13 protein-coding genes are annotated in these 16,590 nt (G+C 67.8%); 11 read left to right on the top strand and 2 right to left on the bottom strand.

The window, feature by feature from the left end; all coding sequences use genetic code 11:
* The first annotated feature begins 79 nt into the window (after positions 1 to 79).
* The 4 genes from I73_RS06460 (at position 80) to zapE (ending at position 6,926) form a co-directional block, all read left to right on the top strand.
* Complete coding sequence (locus I73_RS06460) at positions 80 to 2,938, top strand: 2-oxoglutarate dehydrogenase E1 component (RefSeq protein ID WP_022979865.1); 2,859 nt, start codon at positions 80 to 82, stop codon at positions 2,936 to 2,938.
* A gap of 74 nt (positions 2,939 to 3,012) precedes the next feature.
* On the top strand, positions 3,013 to 4,287 hold the full coding sequence (odhB, locus tag I73_RS06455; RefSeq protein ID WP_022979864.1) for a 2-oxoglutarate dehydrogenase complex dihydrolipoyllysine-residue succinyltransferase: 1,275 nt from the start codon (positions 3,013 to 3,015) through the stop codon (positions 4,285 to 4,287).
* 15 nt (positions 4,288 to 4,302) lie between these two features.
* The gene (gene lpdA / locus I73_RS06450) at positions 4,303 to 5,730 is read left to right on the top strand and encodes a dihydrolipoyl dehydrogenase (RefSeq protein ID WP_022979863.1); all 1,428 of its coding nucleotides are present in this window, start codon (positions 4,303 to 4,305) and stop codon (positions 5,728 to 5,730) included.
* Positions 5,731 to 5,828: 98 nt separating this feature from the next.
* Positions 5,829 to 6,926: a cell division protein ZapE gene (zapE, locus tag I73_RS06445; RefSeq protein ID WP_022979862.1), complete on the top strand. Its 1,098-nt coding sequence runs from the start codon at positions 5,829 to 5,831 to the stop codon at positions 6,924 to 6,926.
* Between the two features lie 35 nt (positions 6,927 to 6,961).
* Here the strand turns inward: zapE and I73_RS06440 are convergent, their stop codons facing one another.
* A complete protein-coding gene (locus tag I73_RS06440) occupies positions 6,962 to 7,729 on the bottom strand; it encodes a PP2C family serine/threonine-protein phosphatase (protein WP_022979861.1) in 768 nt (255 codons plus the stop codon).
* A 91-nt stretch (positions 7,730 to 7,820) separates the two neighbouring features.
* Between I73_RS06440 and I73_RS06435 the strand changes: the two genes are divergently transcribed.
* Together I73_RS06435 and I73_RS06430 are read left to right on the top strand one after the other, a co-directional pair.
* On the top strand, positions 7,821 to 7,976 hold the full coding sequence (locus tag I73_RS06435) for a YdcH family protein (protein ID WP_083876585.1): 156 nt from the start codon (positions 7,821 to 7,823) through the stop codon (positions 7,974 to 7,976).
* Positions 7,977 to 7,980: 4 nt separating this feature from the next.
* On the top strand, positions 7,981 to 9,987 hold the full coding sequence (locus tag I73_RS06430) for an ATP-dependent DNA helicase (protein ID WP_022979859.1): 2,007 nt from the start codon (positions 7,981 to 7,983) through the stop codon (positions 9,985 to 9,987).
* A gap of 82 nt (positions 9,988 to 10,069) precedes the next feature.
* On the opposite strand, the gene I73_RS06425 is transcribed toward I73_RS06430, so the two are convergent.
* Positions 10,070 to 10,876 carry an outer membrane protein assembly factor BamD gene (locus I73_RS06425; RefSeq protein ID WP_022979858.1) on the bottom strand — a complete coding sequence of 269 codons (807 nt, stop codon included), beginning with the start codon at positions 10,874 to 10,876 and terminating at the stop codon, positions 10,070 to 10,072.
* 63 nt (positions 10,877 to 10,939) lie between these two features.
* Between I73_RS06425 and I73_RS06420 the strand changes: the two genes are divergently transcribed.
* From I73_RS06420 to rlmN, 5 genes are all read left to right on the top strand, one after another.
* Positions 10,940 to 11,935 carry an RluA family pseudouridine synthase gene (locus I73_RS06420; RefSeq protein WP_022979857.1) on the top strand — a complete coding sequence of 332 codons (996 nt, stop codon included), beginning with the start codon at positions 10,940 to 10,942 and terminating at the stop codon, positions 11,933 to 11,935.
* A 329-nt stretch (positions 11,936 to 12,264) separates the two neighbouring features.
* On the top strand, positions 12,265 to 12,975 hold the full coding sequence (gene scpB / locus I73_RS26375) for an SMC-Scp complex subunit ScpB (RefSeq protein WP_022979856.1): 711 nt from the start codon (positions 12,265 to 12,267) through the stop codon (positions 12,973 to 12,975).
* Positions 12,972 to 14,909, top strand: a complete 1,938-nt coding sequence (locus tag I73_RS06410) for a pseudouridine synthase (RefSeq protein WP_022979855.1) — start codon at positions 12,972 to 12,974, stop codon at positions 14,907 to 14,909. The genes scpB and I73_RS06410 overlap by 4 nt, the downstream gene beginning before the upstream one ends.
* A 78-nt stretch (positions 14,910 to 14,987) precedes the next feature.
* Entirely contained in the window at positions 14,988 to 15,413 is a 426-nt protein-coding gene (ndk, locus tag I73_RS06405) for a nucleoside-diphosphate kinase (protein ID WP_022979854.1), read from the top strand.
* 37 nt (positions 15,414 to 15,450) lie between these two features.
* Positions 15,451 to 16,590: 23S rRNA (adenine(2503)-C(2))-methyltransferase RlmN (gene rlmN, locus I73_RS06400; RefSeq protein WP_022979853.1), on the top strand; the 1,140-nt coding region annotated here is incomplete at its 3' end.

The following is a 16,590-nucleotide window of genomic DNA, read 5'->3' as shown; positions in this document are numbered from 1 at the left end:
CGCCAACGGTCAAGCCGGGCCGCGGAAGGTTGATCAACCCATCGGAGCTCTGGAAACCGGAGCGAAAGGTGAGCGAGAAATGATGCAGCAATACAGGTCGAACTCGTACCTGTTCGGGGGGAATGCGCCGTACGTCGAAGAGATGTACGAGGCCTACCTCGACAACCCGGGCTCCGTGCCCGACAACTGGCGCGAGTACTTCGACGCGCTGCAGAACGTCCCTGCAGTCGACGGCACAGCCAGCCGCGACGTGCCCCACGCCCCCGTGATCGAATCCTTCGCCCAACGCGCGAAGTCGAACGCCTTCACGGTCAAGGCCAGCTCCACCGACCTCGCCGTGGCCCGCAAGCAGGTCCACGTGCAGTCGCTGATCGCCGCTTACCGCTTCCTGGGTTCGCGCTGGGCCGATCTGGATCCGCTCAAGCGCACCGAGCGCCCCAAGATTCCCGAACTGGAACCTGCGTTCTACGACCTGAGCGAGTCCGACATGGACATCCCGTTCAGCGCCGCGAACACCTATTTCTCGCGTGCCGAGCACATGACGCTGCGCGAGATCATGCAGGCCCTGCGTGAGACCTACTGCGGCACCGTCGGCGCCGAGTTCATGCACTGCACGGACCCGACCGAGAAGCGCTGGTGGCAGGAGCGCCTGGAAAGCGCCCGCTCCAAGCCCAGCTTCACGCCGGAGAAGCGCAAGCACATCCTCGACCGCCTGACCGCGGCCGAAGGCCTGGAGCGCTACCTGCACACCAAGTACGTCGGCCAGAAGCGCTTCTCGCTGGAAGGTGGCGAGAGCTTCATCGCCTCGATGGACGAGCTGATCCAGCATGCCGGCGAGAAGGGCGTGCAGGAAATCGTGATCGGCATGGCCCACCGTGGCCGCCTGAATGTGCTGGTCAACACCCTGGGCAAGATGCCCAAGGACCTGTTCGCCGAGTTCGAGCACACCGCGCCGGAAGACCTGCCTGCCGGTGACGTGAAGTACCACCAGGGCTTCTCCAGCGACGTGACCACCATCGGTGGCCCGGTCCACCTGAGCCTGTCCTTCAACCCTTCGCACCTGGAAATCGTGAACCCGGTGGTGGAGGGCTCGGTCAAGGCCCGCATGGACCGCCGTGGCGACAAGGAAGGCAACCAGGTGCTGCCCGTGCTGGTGCACGGCGACGCCGCCTTTGCTGGCCAGGGCGTGGTGATGGAGACGCTGGCACTGGCCCAGACCCGCGGTTACTACACCGGCGGCACGGTCCACATCGTCATCAACAACCAGATCGGCTTCACCACCTCTGATCCGCGCGACACCCGCTCGACGCTGTACTGCTCGGACGTGGTCAAGATGATCGAGGCCCCGGTGCTGCACGTGAACGGCGACGACCCTGACGCCGTGGTGTGGTGCACCCAGCTGGCCATGGACTACCGTCAGCAGTTCAAGAAGGATGTCGTCGTCGACATCATCTGCTTCCGTAAGCTGGGCCACAACGAGCAGGACACCCCGGCGCTGACCCAGCCGCTGATGTACAAGAAGATCGGCCAGCACCCGGGCACCCGCAAGCTCTACGGCGACAAGCTGGTCGCCCAGGGCGTGCTGGCCGCCGGTGGCCCGGACGAGATGGTCAAGGCCTTCCGCGCCGCGATGGACGCCGGCAAGCACACCGTCGATCCGGTGCTGACCAACTTCAAGAGCAAGTACGCGGTCGACTGGTCGCCGTTCCTCGGCAAGAAGTGGACCGACGCGGCCGACACCGCGCTGCCGTTGGCCGAGATCAAGCGTCTGGCCGAGAAGGTCACCACCATCCCGGCGAACTTCAAGCTGCACCCGTTGGTGGAGAAGGTCATTGCCGACCGCGCCGCCATGGGCCGTGGCGACATCAACGTCGACTGGGGCATGGGTGAGCACCTGGCCTATGCCTCGCTGGTGGCCTCGGGCTACCCGGTGCGGCTGTCCGGTGAAGACTCCGGCCGCGGCACCTTCGTGCACCGTCACGCCGTGCTGCACGACCAGAACCGTGACAAGTCGGACGAAGGCATCTACATCCCCCTGCAGCACGTGGCCGAAGGCCAGGCGCCCTTCGTCGTCATCGACTCCATCCTGTCGGAAGAAGCGGTGCTGGGCTTCGAGTACGGCTACGCCGGCTCCGATCCCAACACGCTGACCATCTGGGAAGGCCAGTTCGGCGACTTCGTCAACGGCGCGCAGGTGGTGATCGACCAGTTCATCGCCTCTGGCGAAGTGAAGTGGGGCCGCGCCAACGGCCTGACCCTGATGCTGCCGCACGGCTATGAAGGTCAGGGCCCCGAGCACAGCTCGGCCCGTCTGGAGCGCTTCATGCAACTGGCGGCCGACAACAACATGCAGGTGGTGCAGCCGACCACGGCCAGCCAGATCTTCCACCTGCTGCGTCGTCAGATGGTGCGCCAGTTCCGCAAGCCGCTGGTCATCATGACCCCGAAGTCGCTGCTGCGGAACAAGGACGCCACCTCGCCGCTGTCGGAGTTCACCAAGGGCGAGTTCCACACGGTGATCAGCGAGCGCAACGCCGAGATCGATGCGGCCAAGGTCAAGCGCGTGATCGCTTGCTCGGGCAAGGTCTATTACGACCTGGTCAAGAAGCGCGAAGAGAAGAAGTCGCACGACGTGGCCATCCTGCGCGTCGAGCAGCTGTACCCGTTCCCGCACAAGGCCTTCGCCGCCGAGATCAAGAAGTACCCCAACGCGACGGACATCGTGTGGTGCCAGGACGAGCCGCAGAACCAGGGCGCCTGGTTCTTCGTGCAGCACCAGATCCACGAGAACATGCTCGAAGGCCAGAAGCTGGGTTATGCCGGCCGCCCGGCCTCGGCATCGCCCGCCGTCGGCTATGCCCACCTGCACCAGGAGCAGCAGAAGGCGCTGCTGGATCAGGCCTTCGGCAAGCTCAAGGGCTTCGTGCTCTCCAAGTAATCACAACGCATTGACCCTGGCTCTGGCGCCTGCGCGCCGGAGCCTTGTCGCACACTTCAAAAGAATTCCCCATCATGGCAATCGTAGAAGTCAAGGTTCCGCAGCTGTCTGAATCCGTGGCCGAGGCCACCCTGCTGCAATGGAAGAAGAAGGCCGGTGAGGCCGTCGCCGTCGACGAAATCCTGATCGAGATCGAGACCGACAAGGTTGTGCTGGAAGTGCCGGCGCCCTCCGCCGGCGTGATCACCGAGATCGTGGTGGCCGATGGCGGCACCGTGGTCAGCGACCAGGTCATCGCCAAGATCGACACCGAAGCCGCCGCAGGCGCCGTGGCCGCCCCGGCACCGGCTGCTGCTGCCGCGGCGCCGTCTCCCGCTGCTGCGGCCGTGGCCGCACCTGCCGCCACCGGTGGCAGCAAGTCCGACGTGGCCATGCCGGCCGCTGCCAAGCTGATGGCCGACAACGGCCTGGCCGCGGGCTCCGTGGCCGGCTCCGGCAAGGATGGCCGCGTCACCAAGGGTGACGTGCTGGCCGCCGTGGCCGGTGGCGCCAAGCCGGCCGTGGCCGCGCCCGTCGCCGCGCCGGTGGCGGCCTCTGTGGCCAAGCCGCTGCCGGCCGTGGCCGCGCCCGTGGCCCAGAACCTGGGTGACCGTCCGGAGCAGCGCGTGCCGATGTCGCGCCTGCGCGCCCGCATCGCCGAGCGTCTGCTGCAGTCCCAGGCCACCAATGCCATCCTGACCACCTTCAACGAGGTCAACATGGCTCCGGTGATGGAGATGCGCAAGAAGTTCCAGGAGAAGTTCGAGAAGGAACACGGCGTCAAGCTGGGCTTCATGAGCTTCTTCGTCAAGGCGGCCGTGCACGCCCTGAAGAAGTACCCGATCCTGAACGCCTCGGTGGATGGCAACGACATCCTCTACCACGGCTACTTCGACATCGGCATCGCCGTGGGTTCGCCGCGCGGTCTGGTGGTGCCCATCATCCGCAACGCCGATCAGCTGACCTTTGCCGAGATCGAGAAGACCATCGCCATGTTTGGCCAGAAGGCCAAGGACGGCAAGCTGGGTCTGGAAGAACTGACCGGCGGCACCTTCTCCATCTCCAACGGCGGCACCTTCGGCTCCATGCTGTCGACCCCGATCATCAACCCGCCGCAGTCGGCCATCCTGGGCGTGCACGCCACCAAGGACCGCGCCGTGGTGGAGAACGGTCAGATCGTGGTGCGCCCGATGAACTACCTGGCCATGTCCTATGACCACCGCATCATCGACGGCCGCGAAGCCGTGCTGGGCCTGGTGGCCATGAAGGAAGCGCTGGAAGACCCGGCCCGCCTGCTGTTCGACATCTGATCCCCGGGAGTTTCCATGTCCAAGCAATTTGACGTCGTTGTCATCGGCGGCGGCCCCGGCGGCTACATCGCCGCCATCCGCGCGGCCCAACTGGGCTTCAACGTGGCCTGCATCGACGAATGGAAGAACGCTGCGGGCGGCCCGGCCCCGGGCGGCACCTGCACCAACGTCGGCTGCATCCCGTCCAAGGCCCTGCTGCAGTCGTCCGAGCACTTCGAGCACGCCACCCACCACTTCGCCGAGCACGGCATCAGCACCGGCACGGTGAAGATGGACGTGGCCAAGATGGTGGCCCGCAAGGACACCGTCGTGAAGCAGAACAACGACGGCATCCTCTACCTGTTCAAGAAGAACAAGGTCAGCTTCTTCCACGGCCGCGGCTCCTTCACCGGTGCCAAGGACGGTGCCTACGAGGTCAAGGTGGCCGGCGCCGCGGAAGAGGTGCTGGTGGCCAAGCAGGTCATCATCGCCACCGGCTCCAATGCCCGCCAACTGCCAGGTGCCGAGTTCGACGAGGACCTGATCCTGTCCAACGACGGTGCGCTGCGCGTCGGCGCCGTGCCCAAGAAGCTGGGCGTGATCGGCTCCGGCGTCATCGGCCTGGAAATGGGCTCGGTCTGGCGCCGCCTGGGTGCCGAAGTGACCATCCTCGAAGCCATGCCGACCTTCATGGGCGCAGCGGACGAGGCCGTGGCCAAGGAGGCCCTGAAGGTCTTCACCAAGCAAGGTCTGAAGATCGAGCTGGGCGTGAAGATCGGCGAGGTCAAGAAGGGCAAGAAGAGCGTCACGCTCAGCTATGCCAATGCCAAGGGCGAGGCCCAGACGCTGGAGGTGGACAAGCTGATCGTCTCGATCGGCCGCGTGCCCAACACCATCGGCCTGAACCCCGAGGCCGTGGGCCTGCAGCTCGACGAGCGCGGCGCCATCGTCGTTGACGCCGAGTGCAAGACCAACCTGCCCGGCGTCTGGGCGGTGGGCGACGTGGTGCGTGGCCCGATGCTGGCGCACAAGGCCGAGGAAGAGGGCGTGGCGGTGGCCGAGCGCATCGCGGGCCAGCATGGTCACGTCAACTTCGGCACCATCCCCTGGGTCATCTACACCAGCCCGGAGATCGCCTGGGTCGGCAAGACCGAGCAGCAGCTCAAGGCCGAGGGCGTGGCCTACAAGGCGGGTCAGTTCCCCTTCCTGGCCAACGGCCGCGCCCGTGCGCTGGGCGACACCACCGGCTTCGTCAAGTTCCTGGCCGATGCCAAGACCGACGAGATCCTGGGCGTGCACATCATCGGCCCGATGGCCTCGGAGCTGATCTCCGAAGCTGTGGTGGCGATGGAGTTCAAGGCCTCGGCCGAGGACATCGCGCGCATCTGCCACGCCCACCCCAGCCTGAGCGAGGCGACCAAGGAAGCCGCTCTGGCGGTGGACAAGCGCACGCTCAACTTCTGAGCGTCGGGCTGCCAGGGGCATTCGCCCCGGCTTGCCCACCGGCCCGCCCGCCTGCCAGGCCGGCGGGCCTTTTCTTGCCCTTTGAGATGGTTTGAACGATGAGCGTTCGTCAGCTGTACGAGCAACTGCTCGCCGAGAACGGCTTCCAGGCCGACGAGGCCCAACTGCGGGCCGTGGCCGCCCTGGAGCGCTGCGAGAACGAGTGGATGGCTTACAAGGCCCGTCGCAGCAACGCGATCACCAAGGCCCTGGTCAAGCCACCCATTCCGCGCGGCGTCTACATGTACGGTGGGGTGGGGCGGGGCAAGAGCTTTCTGATGGATTGCTTCTACCGCGCCGTGCCGCTGACCCGCAAGACGCGGCTGCACTTCCACGAATTCATGCGCGAGGTGCACCGGCAGCTGCAGGAGCTCAAGGGCCGCCAGAACCCGCTGGAGGAACTGGGCGCGCGCATCGCGCGGCGCTACCGGCTGATCTGCTTCGACGAGTTCCATGTGGCCGACGTGACCGACGCGATGATCCTCTACCGGCTGCTGGAGTCGCTGTTCGCGCACCGGGTGTCCATCGTCACCACGTCGAACTTCCACCCCGATGGCCTGTATCCCAACGGGCTGCACCGTGACCGCATCCTGCCGGCCATCGAACTGCTCAAGGCCAACCTGGAGGTGATCAACGTCGATGCCGGCATCGACTACCGCCGCCGCACGCTGGAGCAGGTGGATCTGTACCACACGCCGCTGGGGCCCGAGGCCGAGGCGGCCATGGCCAAAACCTTCGACGATCTGGCCGAGGTGCCCGACGAGGACCCGGTGCTGAACATCGAGCACCGCGAGCTGAAGGCCCGTCGGCGCGCGGGCGGGGTGATCTGGTTCGACTTCCAGACCCTGTGCGGCGGGCCGCGTTCACAGAACGACTACCTGGAGCTGGCCTCGCGCTTCCACACCCTGCTGCTGTCGGGCGTGCCGCAGATGCCACCGCGCCTGGCCTCGGAAGCCCGGCGTTTCACACTGCTGGTGGATGTGCTCTACGACCGCCGGGTCAAGCTCGTTGTTTCGGCGGCCACGCCGGCCGAGCAGCTCTACACCGAGGGTCCGCTGGCTCACGAGTTCCCCCGCACCGTGTCCCGCCTGAACGAGATGCGCTCGGCCGAGTACCTCGCGCTGGAACGCCGCACGGTCGATACCTCCCTGACCTGAGCGGCTGCGCCGCCCTCAGGGAGGGCGGATCGCCGTCACTGGATCGGGTCGAAGCGCACCAGGGCCAGCGACAGGTTGTCGCCCATGCCCCGGGCCCGCTGGCGCGCCTTGCCGATCAGCATCTCGCTGGCCTCCCGCGGGGCCAGGGCGCTGACGATGGCACCCAGCTCGCGGGGCGTCAGGTAGTGCCACAGGCCATCGGAGCAGGCCAGCAGGCTGTCCCCCACCTCCAGGCGGTCCAGCGGCGTGATCTCCACCGGAGGATCGGCCTGCGTGCCCAGGCAGCCCGTCAGCAGGTTGGCCTGGGGGTGGGTGTTGGCCTGGGCCTCGGTGATCTTGCCTTCGTCGATCAGGCGCTGCACATAGGAGTGGTCCACCGTCCGCCGCAGCATCTCCGCGCCGCGGAAATGGTAGACCCGGGAGTCTCCGGCGTGGGCCGAGTAGGCACTGCGGTCCGGCAGCACGAGAAAGGCCGCCAGCGTGCTGTGGGGCTCCTCGTCGGCCGTGATCGCGGTCAACTTGATCATCAGGTGGGACTCCACCACCAGCTGGCGCAGCATCTCGGTGGGGTCGTCGGTGGCCGGCGTGTAGCGGTCGAACACCTGCTTGGCGGTCATGATGACCTGGTCGGAGGCGGTGCGTCCGCCGCTCTTGCCTCCCATGCCGTCGGCCACCAGGGCCAGCGCACAACCCGCAACGCGGGGGTGTGCCAGGATGAGCACCTGATCCTGCTGGTAGGCCCGGTCGCCCTTGTGCAGGCCGGTGGCCGCGGTGATCCGATAGCCCTGGGATGTCGTTGTCATGGGCGCAATATAAACTCAAGCCACTGTGGATGCCGATCTTCTTCCTGCCGACAACCTGCATTCGCCCCTCCGGCGACTGATCGAGTTGCGCATGGCACACGCCGAACTGGACAATCGCATCGACGGTGCCGATCCCCTCTCAGGCCCGGATGAACTGACCTTGCGTCGGCTCAAAAAGCAGCGCCTGGTGCTGCGTGACCAGATCGCCCAGTTGGAGGCGATGCTGGAGCCCCCCGAACCCGCCTGAACGGATGTCCGATCCCGCTGCAGCCCCTTCCGCCGATCTGGTCTCGGCGGTCCGCGAAGCTTTGTCCGTCGAAGGGCCGCTGGCCCATGCCGACGACGGCTTCATGCCGCGCGAGCCGCAGAACCGCCTGGCACAGGCCGTGGCCGAGGCCATCGAGGGGCGGGAGGCCCTGGTGGCGGAGGCGGGCACCGGCGTGGGCAAGACCTACGCCTATCTGCTGCCGGTGTTGCTGTCCGGCCGCCGCACCCTGGTCAGCACGGCCACGAAGAGCCTGCAGGACCAGCTCTTCTTCCGCGATCTGCCCCGGCTGCGCGACATCCTGAAGTTGCCGGTGACGGTGGCGCTGCTCAAAGGGCGGGCCAGCTACCTGTGCCGGCACCGGTTGCTGCTGGCCCGCGAGGGCGCCACCCTGCCGGACCGGTATGCGGTGCGGGCGTTGTCCCGCATCGAGACCTGGGCCCAGGCCACCAGCAGCGGCGACATCGGCGAACTCGAAGGGCTGGACGAGCGTTCCGAGGTCATCCCCCTGGTCACCTCCAACCGCGACAACTGCCTGGGCAGCGAGTGCGGCGAGTACCACGCCTGCCATGTCATGAAGGCCCGCCGCGAGGCCATGGCCGCCGACGTGGTGGTGGTCAATCACCACCTGTTCTTCGCCGACCTGGCCTTGCGTGACAGCGGCGTGGCCGAACTGCTGCCCACGGTGGACATCGCCGTGTTCGACGAGGCCCACCAGATGGTGGAGGCCGGCGTGCAGTTCCTCGGCCAGACCCTGGGCACCGGGCAGGTCCACGACTTCGCCCAGGACCTGCTGGCCGCAGGCCAGCAGCAGGCCCGCGGCCAGGCTCCCTGGATCGACATTGCTGCAGCCTGTGAGCAGGCTGCCAAAGCGCTGCGCCTGGCTGTGGCCGGCCCCCATCGGGAGCCCAAAGGCGTGCTGCGGTTGCGCTGGGACGAGGTGGCGGGGGGCAGCCGCCAGGCGCAGCTCGATTCCGGGTTGAGCGGCTTGGCCGAAGCCTTGCGGGTGGCTGCTGCTGCGCTGGAACTGGTGGCCGCCAGTTCCCCCGATTTCGTGCGCCTGCAGTCCCGGGCGCAGGCCCTGCAGTCCCAGGTGGCCCGCTTCGGGTTGGAGACCCCGCCGGAGCGTGTGCGCTGGGTGGATCTGACCCCGCACCAGGCGCGGCTGATCGAGTCGCCGCTGGACATCCGCAGCATGATGGGCGAGCAGCGTGCCCAGGGGCACCGGGCCTGGGTGTTCACCTCGGCCACGCTGGGCGACGACGAGGCTTTGAGCTGGTTCAGCGAGGCCGCCGGTCTGGACGATGCCCGCAAGCTGCGGGTGGGCAGTCCGTTTGCCTATGCCGAGAACGCCCGGGTCTACGTGCCGCCGCGCTTTCCGCAGCCCAACGAGGCGGCCCACCCGGTGATGGTGGGGCGGGCCTCCGCCCACTGCGCCCACGCCCTCGGGGGACGCACCTTTGTGCTCACCACCACACTGCGCGCCATGCGCACCGTGGCCGAGGCCCTGCAAAAGGAGTTGGAGAGCCTGGGCAGTTCGCTGGAAGTGCTGGTCCAGGGCAGTGCGGCCAAGCGAAGTCTGCTGCAGCGCTTTCAGGAAGGGCGCTGCGTGCTGGTAGGCTCGGCCAGCTTCTGGGAGGGCATCGACGTGCCTGGCGAGGCGCTGCAGTGCGTGGTGATCGACAAGCTGCCCTTTCCGCCGCCGAACGATCCGCTGGTCGAGGCGCGTGTGCGCCAGCTCAAGAGCCAGGGGCGAGACGCCTTCAACGACTATTTCGTGGCCGAGGCGGCGATCGCCCTCAAGCAGGGGGCGGGGCGGCTGATCCGCACCGAGACCGACCGCGGCCTGCTGGTGCTGTGTGACGTGCGCCTGCTGCAGGCCCGCTATGGCGGGCGGCTGTTGTCCGCCTTGCCGCCGATGACCATGCTGTCCAGCGGTGAGCAGGCCCTGTCCTGGTTGCGCGAGCTGGCTGCAGCGCACCCGGCAGGCTGATCGACAGGTGGGGCGGCAGCGCTGAAAAGCACAACGGCCCCACGCGGGGGCCGTTGTCGTCATGCCGTGCGGAGCGCCGTGATCACCACAGCTGCCACCAGGGCTTCTCGCTCTCCTGGATGCCTTGCTTGAGCAGCGGGCTTTCGGGGAAGTTGTGCGCCAACACCCGGGTGGCATCGTCGCGCAGCTTGTCCAGGCCCAGCCGGTCATAGGCCTGGGCCAGGATGTAGAGAGCTTCCTCGGTGGCCGGGGTCTGCGGGTAGACGGTGATCGTCTGCTGGGCCCGGTTGGCGGCGGCCACCAGGGCGCCGCGGCGCAGGTAGTAGCGCGCCACATGCACCTCGTACTCGGCCAGCACGTTGACGATGTAGTCCATGCGCAGGCGGGCGTCGGCGGCGTACTTCGACTCCGGGAACTGCTCGACCAGTTGCTTGAAGGACTGGTAGGACTCGCGGGAGGCTTGCTGGTCACGCTCGGCCGGGGACTGGCGCGACAGCGCGCCGATGAGCCCGAAGTCGTCGTTGAAGTTCACCATGCCACGCAGGTAGAGCGCGTAGTCCAGGCCGGGGCTGGAGGGGTTGAGCTTGATGAAGCGGTCCAGCGTGCTGATCGCCTGGGCTTTCTCGCCCGACTTCCAGTAGGCGTAGGACAGGTCCAGCTGGGACTGCTGGGCCAGCAGGCCGCCGCCGGCCCGGCCCTCCACCTTTTCAAGGTACTTGATGGCGCCGGGCCAGTTGCCGGAGCTCATCTCCGACTTGCCCGATGCATACAATTCTTCGGCCGAGCCCTGGATCTCAGGGTCCTTGAGGGAGCTGCAGGCAGCCAGGGTCACCATCAGCGCAGCGAGCGCGCCGCGGGTGAGGGCACGGAACAGGGGGTGTGCGGTCATGAATCGGGCAGCCCCTGGAGAGGCCGCGACGCGGAGTGTGCAGACGAAAGGTCGATCGATTATATGAGTGGCAACTGGGAGCCCACGGGCCTGTCCGGTCCGGATGCGTTGGCCCAGGTGGCGGAGGATGGTGAGACCGAATCCGAATTCGAGAACCGCGTGCAGTCGCTGGAGGCGGCCGCCCATGGGCAGCGCCTGGACCGCGTGCTGGCCGCCCTGGCGCCCGAGTTCTCGCGCAGCCACCTGCAAAGCCTGATCGAGGCGGGGCAGGTTCGCCTGGATGGGGTGGTGGCGTCGGTGTCGTCCCGCAAGGTGAAGGCCGGCCAGCGGCTCGAGGTGCACCTGGTGCCGCCGGCCGAAAGCTTGGCCTTCCGGCCGGAGCCCATGGCGCTGGATGTCGTCCACGAGGACGCGCATGTGCTGGTGGTGAACAAGCCCGCGGGCATGGTCGTGCATCCCGCCGCCGGCAACTGGTCGGGCACCTTGCTCAACGGCCTGTTGGCGCGCGATCCGCGTGCCGCGCAGCTCCCGCGTGCGGGCATCGTGCACCGCTTGGACAAGGACACCTCGGGTTTGATGGTGGTCGGGCGCACGCTGGAAGCGGTCACCGCGCTGGTGCGCGACATGGCCCAGCGCGACATCCAGCGCCGCTATCTGGCGCTGGCCCACGGTGACGTGGGGCAGGCACCGTTCACCGTGGAGGCGCCCGTGGGGCGGGACCCGGCCCTGCGCACCCGCATGGCGGTGGTGGCGGGTGGCAAGCCGGCGCGCACCGATGTCCAGCCGCTGGCCTTTGACGGCGAGATCAGCGCCGTCCGGTGCAAGCTGCACACCGGGCGCACCCACCAGATCCGGGTGCATCTGTCCCATCAAGGGCATCCCCTGGTGGCCGATGCCCTGTACGGCGGCCGCCCCGCGCGGGGCATGCAGCGACAGGCCCTGCACGCCGCCGAGCTGGCCTTCGCCCACCCCATCACCCGCGCGCCGCTGTCCTTCGAGGCGGCCTTGCCTCCTGATCTGGCTGCGGCGTGGCAGCAGGTGCTGGGCGCGGCCCAGTGATGCGCGCATTGAAGTGCAGTCGGGGCGCGGCTTGTAATACAATTGGCCTCCAAGCCTCGACAGCGGTTGCCGGTGTCTGCCAAAAAGCAGGTGCTGAAGTCATTCGGTCCTCAAGCCCGCTGTCTTTCCGGTGAACGGGGCAAGCCACCGTGTGTCACGGTGAACCTGTCGACCGCAGCTGCGGTCTCCGCCGGCCCGGCGATGAACCTGTATCCATGCCCGTCCTGCTGTCGCCTTCATTTGGCGCGGACGCCACGAGCCCATGCCGCCGCGGTACAGCGGCCTGACGAGTCCACTGCCCCGAAGGGCAGCGTTTCGATTCCTTGTCGATGAACACACAGGATGCCAAGCGCGTTCTCGAAACCGCACTGATCTGTGCCAGCCAGCCGCTGTCGCTGCGGGAGATGCGCGTGCTGTTCGAGGACCAGCTCGGGGCTGATTCGCTCCGGATGGTTCTGGATGAGCTGATGCAGGACTGGCGCGATCGGGGCGTGGAATTGGTCCGGGTGGCGTCCGGCTGGCGCTTCCAGAGCCGCCCTGAGCTGCGTGAGTACCTGGATCGCCTGAATCCGGAAAAGCCGCCTCGCTACTCCCGGGCGGTGCTCGAGACCTTGGCCATCATTGCCTACCGGCAGCCGGTGACCCGGGGCGACATCGAGGACATCCGGGGCGTGGTGGTCTCCAGCCAGATCATGAAGCAGTTGGAAGATCGCAACTGGATCGAGACGATCGGCCACCGCGATGCACCGGGGCGTCCGGCCCTGTACGCGACCACGCGGCAATTCCTGGACGATCTGGGGCTGGGCAGCCTGGACCAGCTGCCGCTGCTGGAGGGCCCGGGCGGGCTGGAGGCCCTGGCCGGCCTGACCACCTCGCAACCCGATCTTCTGTCCGAGCAGGGCGAACTGGCACTGGAGGCGCCCCAGGCGCCTTCTGAAGACGCGCCGCCCGAGGTCACCCCCGTGGCCGCCCAAGAATCCTCCGCGCCAGCCGCCGATGGCGAGCCGGCCGACAACGCACAAACACCACCTGAAGCATGAACGACGCTGATCAAGACAACCCGCAACTGCCGCCGGCAGAGGCCGCCGCCGAAGCACCCAAGAAGCGCACACGCACGCGCAAGGTGGTGAGCGCCGCGGCCGAGGCGCCCGTGGAGGCGGTGTCCGAGGTGCCGCCTGCCGCCGAAGAGGCCCCCAAGCCCGCGCGCAAGCGCGCGCCGCGCAAGACCGCGGCCGTCGCTGCCGCCGAGGTGGCTGAAGTGGCGTCGCCGGCGTCGGCGGAGCCGCTGCCTGTGCCGCCACCCGCGGTCGAGGCATCTTCCGCGCCGGTGGCGGAGGTGCCTGCCGTGACCCCGCCAGCGGTGGATGCCGCAAGCGGTGCGCCCGGGGAGGCATCCGAGGGGACCTCCGAGGCAGTGGTGGCGGCTGACGAGCTGGGCGAGGGGGGCGGGCGTTCGCGCAACCGTCGCCGCGGTCGCCGCGGTGCGGGCCGGGGCGAAGAGCTGGCGGACGGATCTGACGCGCCGCAGCGCCCCTCGGTCGAGCCGCAGCAGGCCCCCGTCGAGGCGGGCGAGTTGTTCGCCAGCGTCGTCGCCGGGGACTTCGATGGCGCGGCCGAGCCTGAGGCGCTGGCCGAATCCGGGGAGGCATCCGCCGAGAAGCGTGTGCTGCTGCCGGACGTGGATGCGCCCAAGCTGCACAAGGTGCTGGCCCAGTCGGGCATCGGCTCCCGCCGCGACATGGAGCAGATGATCCAGGACGGGCGCGTCACGGTGAACGACGAGGTCGCCCACACCGGCATGCGGGTGTCCTTCGGCGACCGTGTGGCGGTGGACGGCAAGCCGGTGCGCATCCGCATCGCGCCGCCGCCGGCCCGTGTCATCGCCTACCACAAGCTGGCGGGTGAGGTGGTGAGCCACGACGATCCGCAGCAGCGCCCGACGGTGTTCCGCAAGCTGCCGCGCCTGCAGCAGGGCAAGTGGCAGTCGGTGGGCCGTCTGGACATGAACACCGAGGGGCTGCTGCTGCTGACCACCTCCGGTGACCTGGCCAACAAGCTGATGCACCCGCGCTTCGGCGTGGAGCGCGAGTACGCGGTGCGCGTGCTGGGCACGCTGGAGAAGGAAGCCCGCGAGCGCCTGCTGGCCGGCGTGGAGATCGAAGGCCAGGCCGCCGCCTTCAAGAGCATCGAGGACGGTGGTGGCGAGGGCGTCAACCACTGGTACCGCGTGGTCATCACCGAAGGTCGCAACCGCGAAGTGCGCAAGCTCTTCGATGCGGTGGGCCTGACGGTCAGCCGCCTGATCCGGATCCGTTACGGCTGCGTGGTGCTGCCGCGCGGGCTCAAGCGCGGCGACTGGGTGGACCTGGGCGAGGCTGACGTGAAGGCGCTGCGCCGTCTGACCGATGGTGCCGGGGCCCCGCGCGGCGAAGGCCGCCGCGAGGGTCGCGACGCCCAGGGCGGCCGGCCGGCGCGTGGCGACGACCGGGGCGGCAAGAAGGGCCGCGGCAACGAGCAGCGCCGCGACCGTCCTGAAGGGCGGGCAGAGGGTCGGGCCGAGGGCGGGCGTGCCGAGAACGCCCGCGGCAACAACCGCAACAACGATAAGCGCCGCCGCGAGCAGGGCGATCTGGCCCCGCAGCGGGAGCCGGGCGATCCCAGCCGTATCCCGAATCCGTTGCAGCAGACCTACGACCGCCGCGCCATCCAGCGCGAGCGCGCGGTGTCCGTGCGCGACGATGATTTCGAGGACGGCCCGATCCCGAACCCGCTGCAACAGACCTATGACCGCCGCTTTGTCCAGGACAACCGGGGCGGCGGCCGGGGCGGCAAGGGCAAGGGCGGCGGCGGTGGTGGCAACCAGCGTCAGCCCGATCCGATGCAGACCTCGGTGGGCTACATCGGTGCGGATGCCTTCACCCGCAAGCTGCAGGGACGAGGCGGTGGTGGCGGCGGTGGCCGAGGCCGCCGCTGATCCACAGGAATGTCAACGGGCAAGGCTAAAATCCAACGCTTTGTCCAAACCCTCATCGAACTTTCGAGGAAAACCACAATGGCCATCGAACGCACCCTCTCCATCATCAAGCCCGACGCCGTGGCCAAGAACGTCATCGGCCAGATCTACAGCCGCTTCGAAGGCGCCGGCCTGAAGGTCATCGCTGCCCGCATGATGCAGCTGTCGCAAGCCGATGCCGAGGCCTTCTACGCCGTGCACAAGGCCCGCCCCTTCTTCAAGGACCTGGTGAGCTTCATGATCTCCGGCCCGGTGATGGTGCAAGTGCTGGAAGGCGAAGGCGCCATCCTGAAGAACCGCGACCTGATGGGCGCCACCGACCCGAAGAAGGCCGACAAGGGCACCATCCGCGCCGACTTCGCCGATTCGATCGATGCCAACGCTGTGCACGGCTCCGATGCCGCCGAGACCGCCGCGGTCGAAATCGCCTTCTTCTTCCCGGCGATGAACATCCACTCGCGCTGATCGCGCGAGTTCCACGCACGTCAGAGGAGGCCGGTCCATGGGCGATGTCGTCAATCTGCTCGACCACGACCTGGATGGCCTGAGTGCGTACTGTGAAGGGCTGGGCGAAAAGCGCTTCCGCGCGACCCAGCTCTTCCGCTGGATTCACCAGAAGGGCGCGAAGGATTTCGCGTCCATGACCGATCTAGCCAAGTCCCTGCGTGAGAAGCTCGCCGGGCGGGCCGAGATCCGGGGCCTGCCGGTGCTGACCGAGCAGGTCTCGTCGGATGGCACGACCAAGTGGCTGTTCGACGTGGGCGGCGGCAACGCCGTCGAGACGGTCTTCATCCCCGAGGACGACCGGGGCACGCTGTGCGTGTCCTCCCAGGCGGGCTGCGCCGTGGGATGTCGCTTCTGCTCCACCGGCCACCAGGGCTTCAGCCGCAACCTGAGCACCGGCGAGATCCTGGCCCAGCTCTGGTTCGCCGAGCACCGCCTGCGCGAGCGGCTGCAACTGCCGGCGGGCGAGCGGGCCATCACCAACGTGGTGATGATGGGCATGGGCGAGCCGCTGCAGAACTACGGTGCCTTGATTCCGGCTCTGCGGGTGATGTTGGACGACCATGGCTACGGCCTGTCGCGCCGCCGGGTGACCGTGTCCACCTCCGGCGTGGTGCCGATGATGGACCGTCTGCGCGAGGATTGCCCGGTGGCGCTGGCGGTGTCGCTGCATGCCCCCACCGATGCCTTGCGGGACGAGCTGGTCCCGCTCAATCGCAAGTACCCGCTGGATGAGTTGATGGCGGCCTGCAAGCGTTACCTGCAGGCGGCGCCACGCGACTTCATCACCTTCGAATACTGCATGCTCGAAGGCGTCAACGACACCGAGGAGCATGCCCAGGCCCTGCTGGCGCTGGTGCATGGCCGGGGTGAGCATCGCGTGCCCTGCAAGCTCAACCTGATTCCATTCAACCCCTTCCCGGCCTCGGGTCTGCAGCGTTCCTCGCGCGAGCGTGTGTTGCGCTTTGCCAAGGTCTTGCAGGATGCGGGTCTGGTGACCACGATTCGCAAGACGCGGGGCGACGACATCGATGCCGCTTGTGGTCAACTTGCGGGCGAGGTCCAGGACCGGACCCGTGTGGGCGAGCGCATGAAGCGTCTGCCCGTTCCGATTGTCCCGTTGGAGTCAAGTAGCCGA

The organism is Ideonella sp. B508-1, assembly GCF_000333615.1.
Lineage (GTDB): Bacteria > Pseudomonadota > Gammaproteobacteria > Burkholderiales > Burkholderiaceae_C > Ideonella.
The sequence above is the reverse complement of the archived record's forward strand: the minus strand, read 5'-3'. Positions and strand labels throughout refer to the sequence as shown.

Bases quoted from the DNA above. Each gene is read 5' to 3' on its own strand.
- I73_RS06460 (WP_022979865.1), top strand. From the start codon at position 80: ATGATGCAGCAATACAGGTCGAACTCGTACCTGTTCGGGGGGAATGCG.
- odhB (WP_022979864.1), top strand. From the start codon at position 3,013: ATGGCAATCGTAGAAGTCAAGGTTCCGCAGCTGTCTGAATCCGTGGCC.
- lpdA (WP_022979863.1), top strand. From the start codon at position 4,303: ATGTCCAAGCAATTTGACGTCGTTGTCATCGGCGGCGGCCCCGGCGGC.
- zapE (WP_022979862.1), top strand. From the start codon at position 5,829: ATGAGCGTTCGTCAGCTGTACGAGCAACTGCTCGCCGAGAACGGCTTC.
- I73_RS06440 (WP_022979861.1), bottom strand. From the start codon at position 7,729: ATGACAACGACATCCCAGGGCTATCGGATCACCGCGGCCACCGGCCTG.
- I73_RS06435 (WP_083876585.1), top strand. From the start codon at position 7,821: ATGGCACACGCCGAACTGGACAATCGCATCGACGGTGCCGATCCCCTC.
- I73_RS06430 (WP_022979859.1), top strand. From the start codon at position 7,981: ATGTCCGATCCCGCTGCAGCCCCTTCCGCCGATCTGGTCTCGGCGGTC.
- I73_RS06425 (WP_022979858.1), bottom strand. From the start codon at position 10,876: ATGACCGCACACCCCCTGTTCCGTGCCCTCACCCGCGGCGCGCTCGCT.
- I73_RS06420 (WP_022979857.1), top strand. From the start codon at position 10,940: ATGAGTGGCAACTGGGAGCCCACGGGCCTGTCCGGTCCGGATGCGTTG.
- scpB (WP_022979856.1), top strand. From the start codon at position 12,265: ATGAACACACAGGATGCCAAGCGCGTTCTCGAAACCGCACTGATCTGT.
- I73_RS06410 (WP_022979855.1), top strand. From the start codon at position 12,972: ATGAACGACGCTGATCAAGACAACCCGCAACTGCCGCCGGCAGAGGCC.
- ndk (WP_022979854.1), top strand. From the start codon at position 14,988: ATGGCCATCGAACGCACCCTCTCCATCATCAAGCCCGACGCCGTGGCC.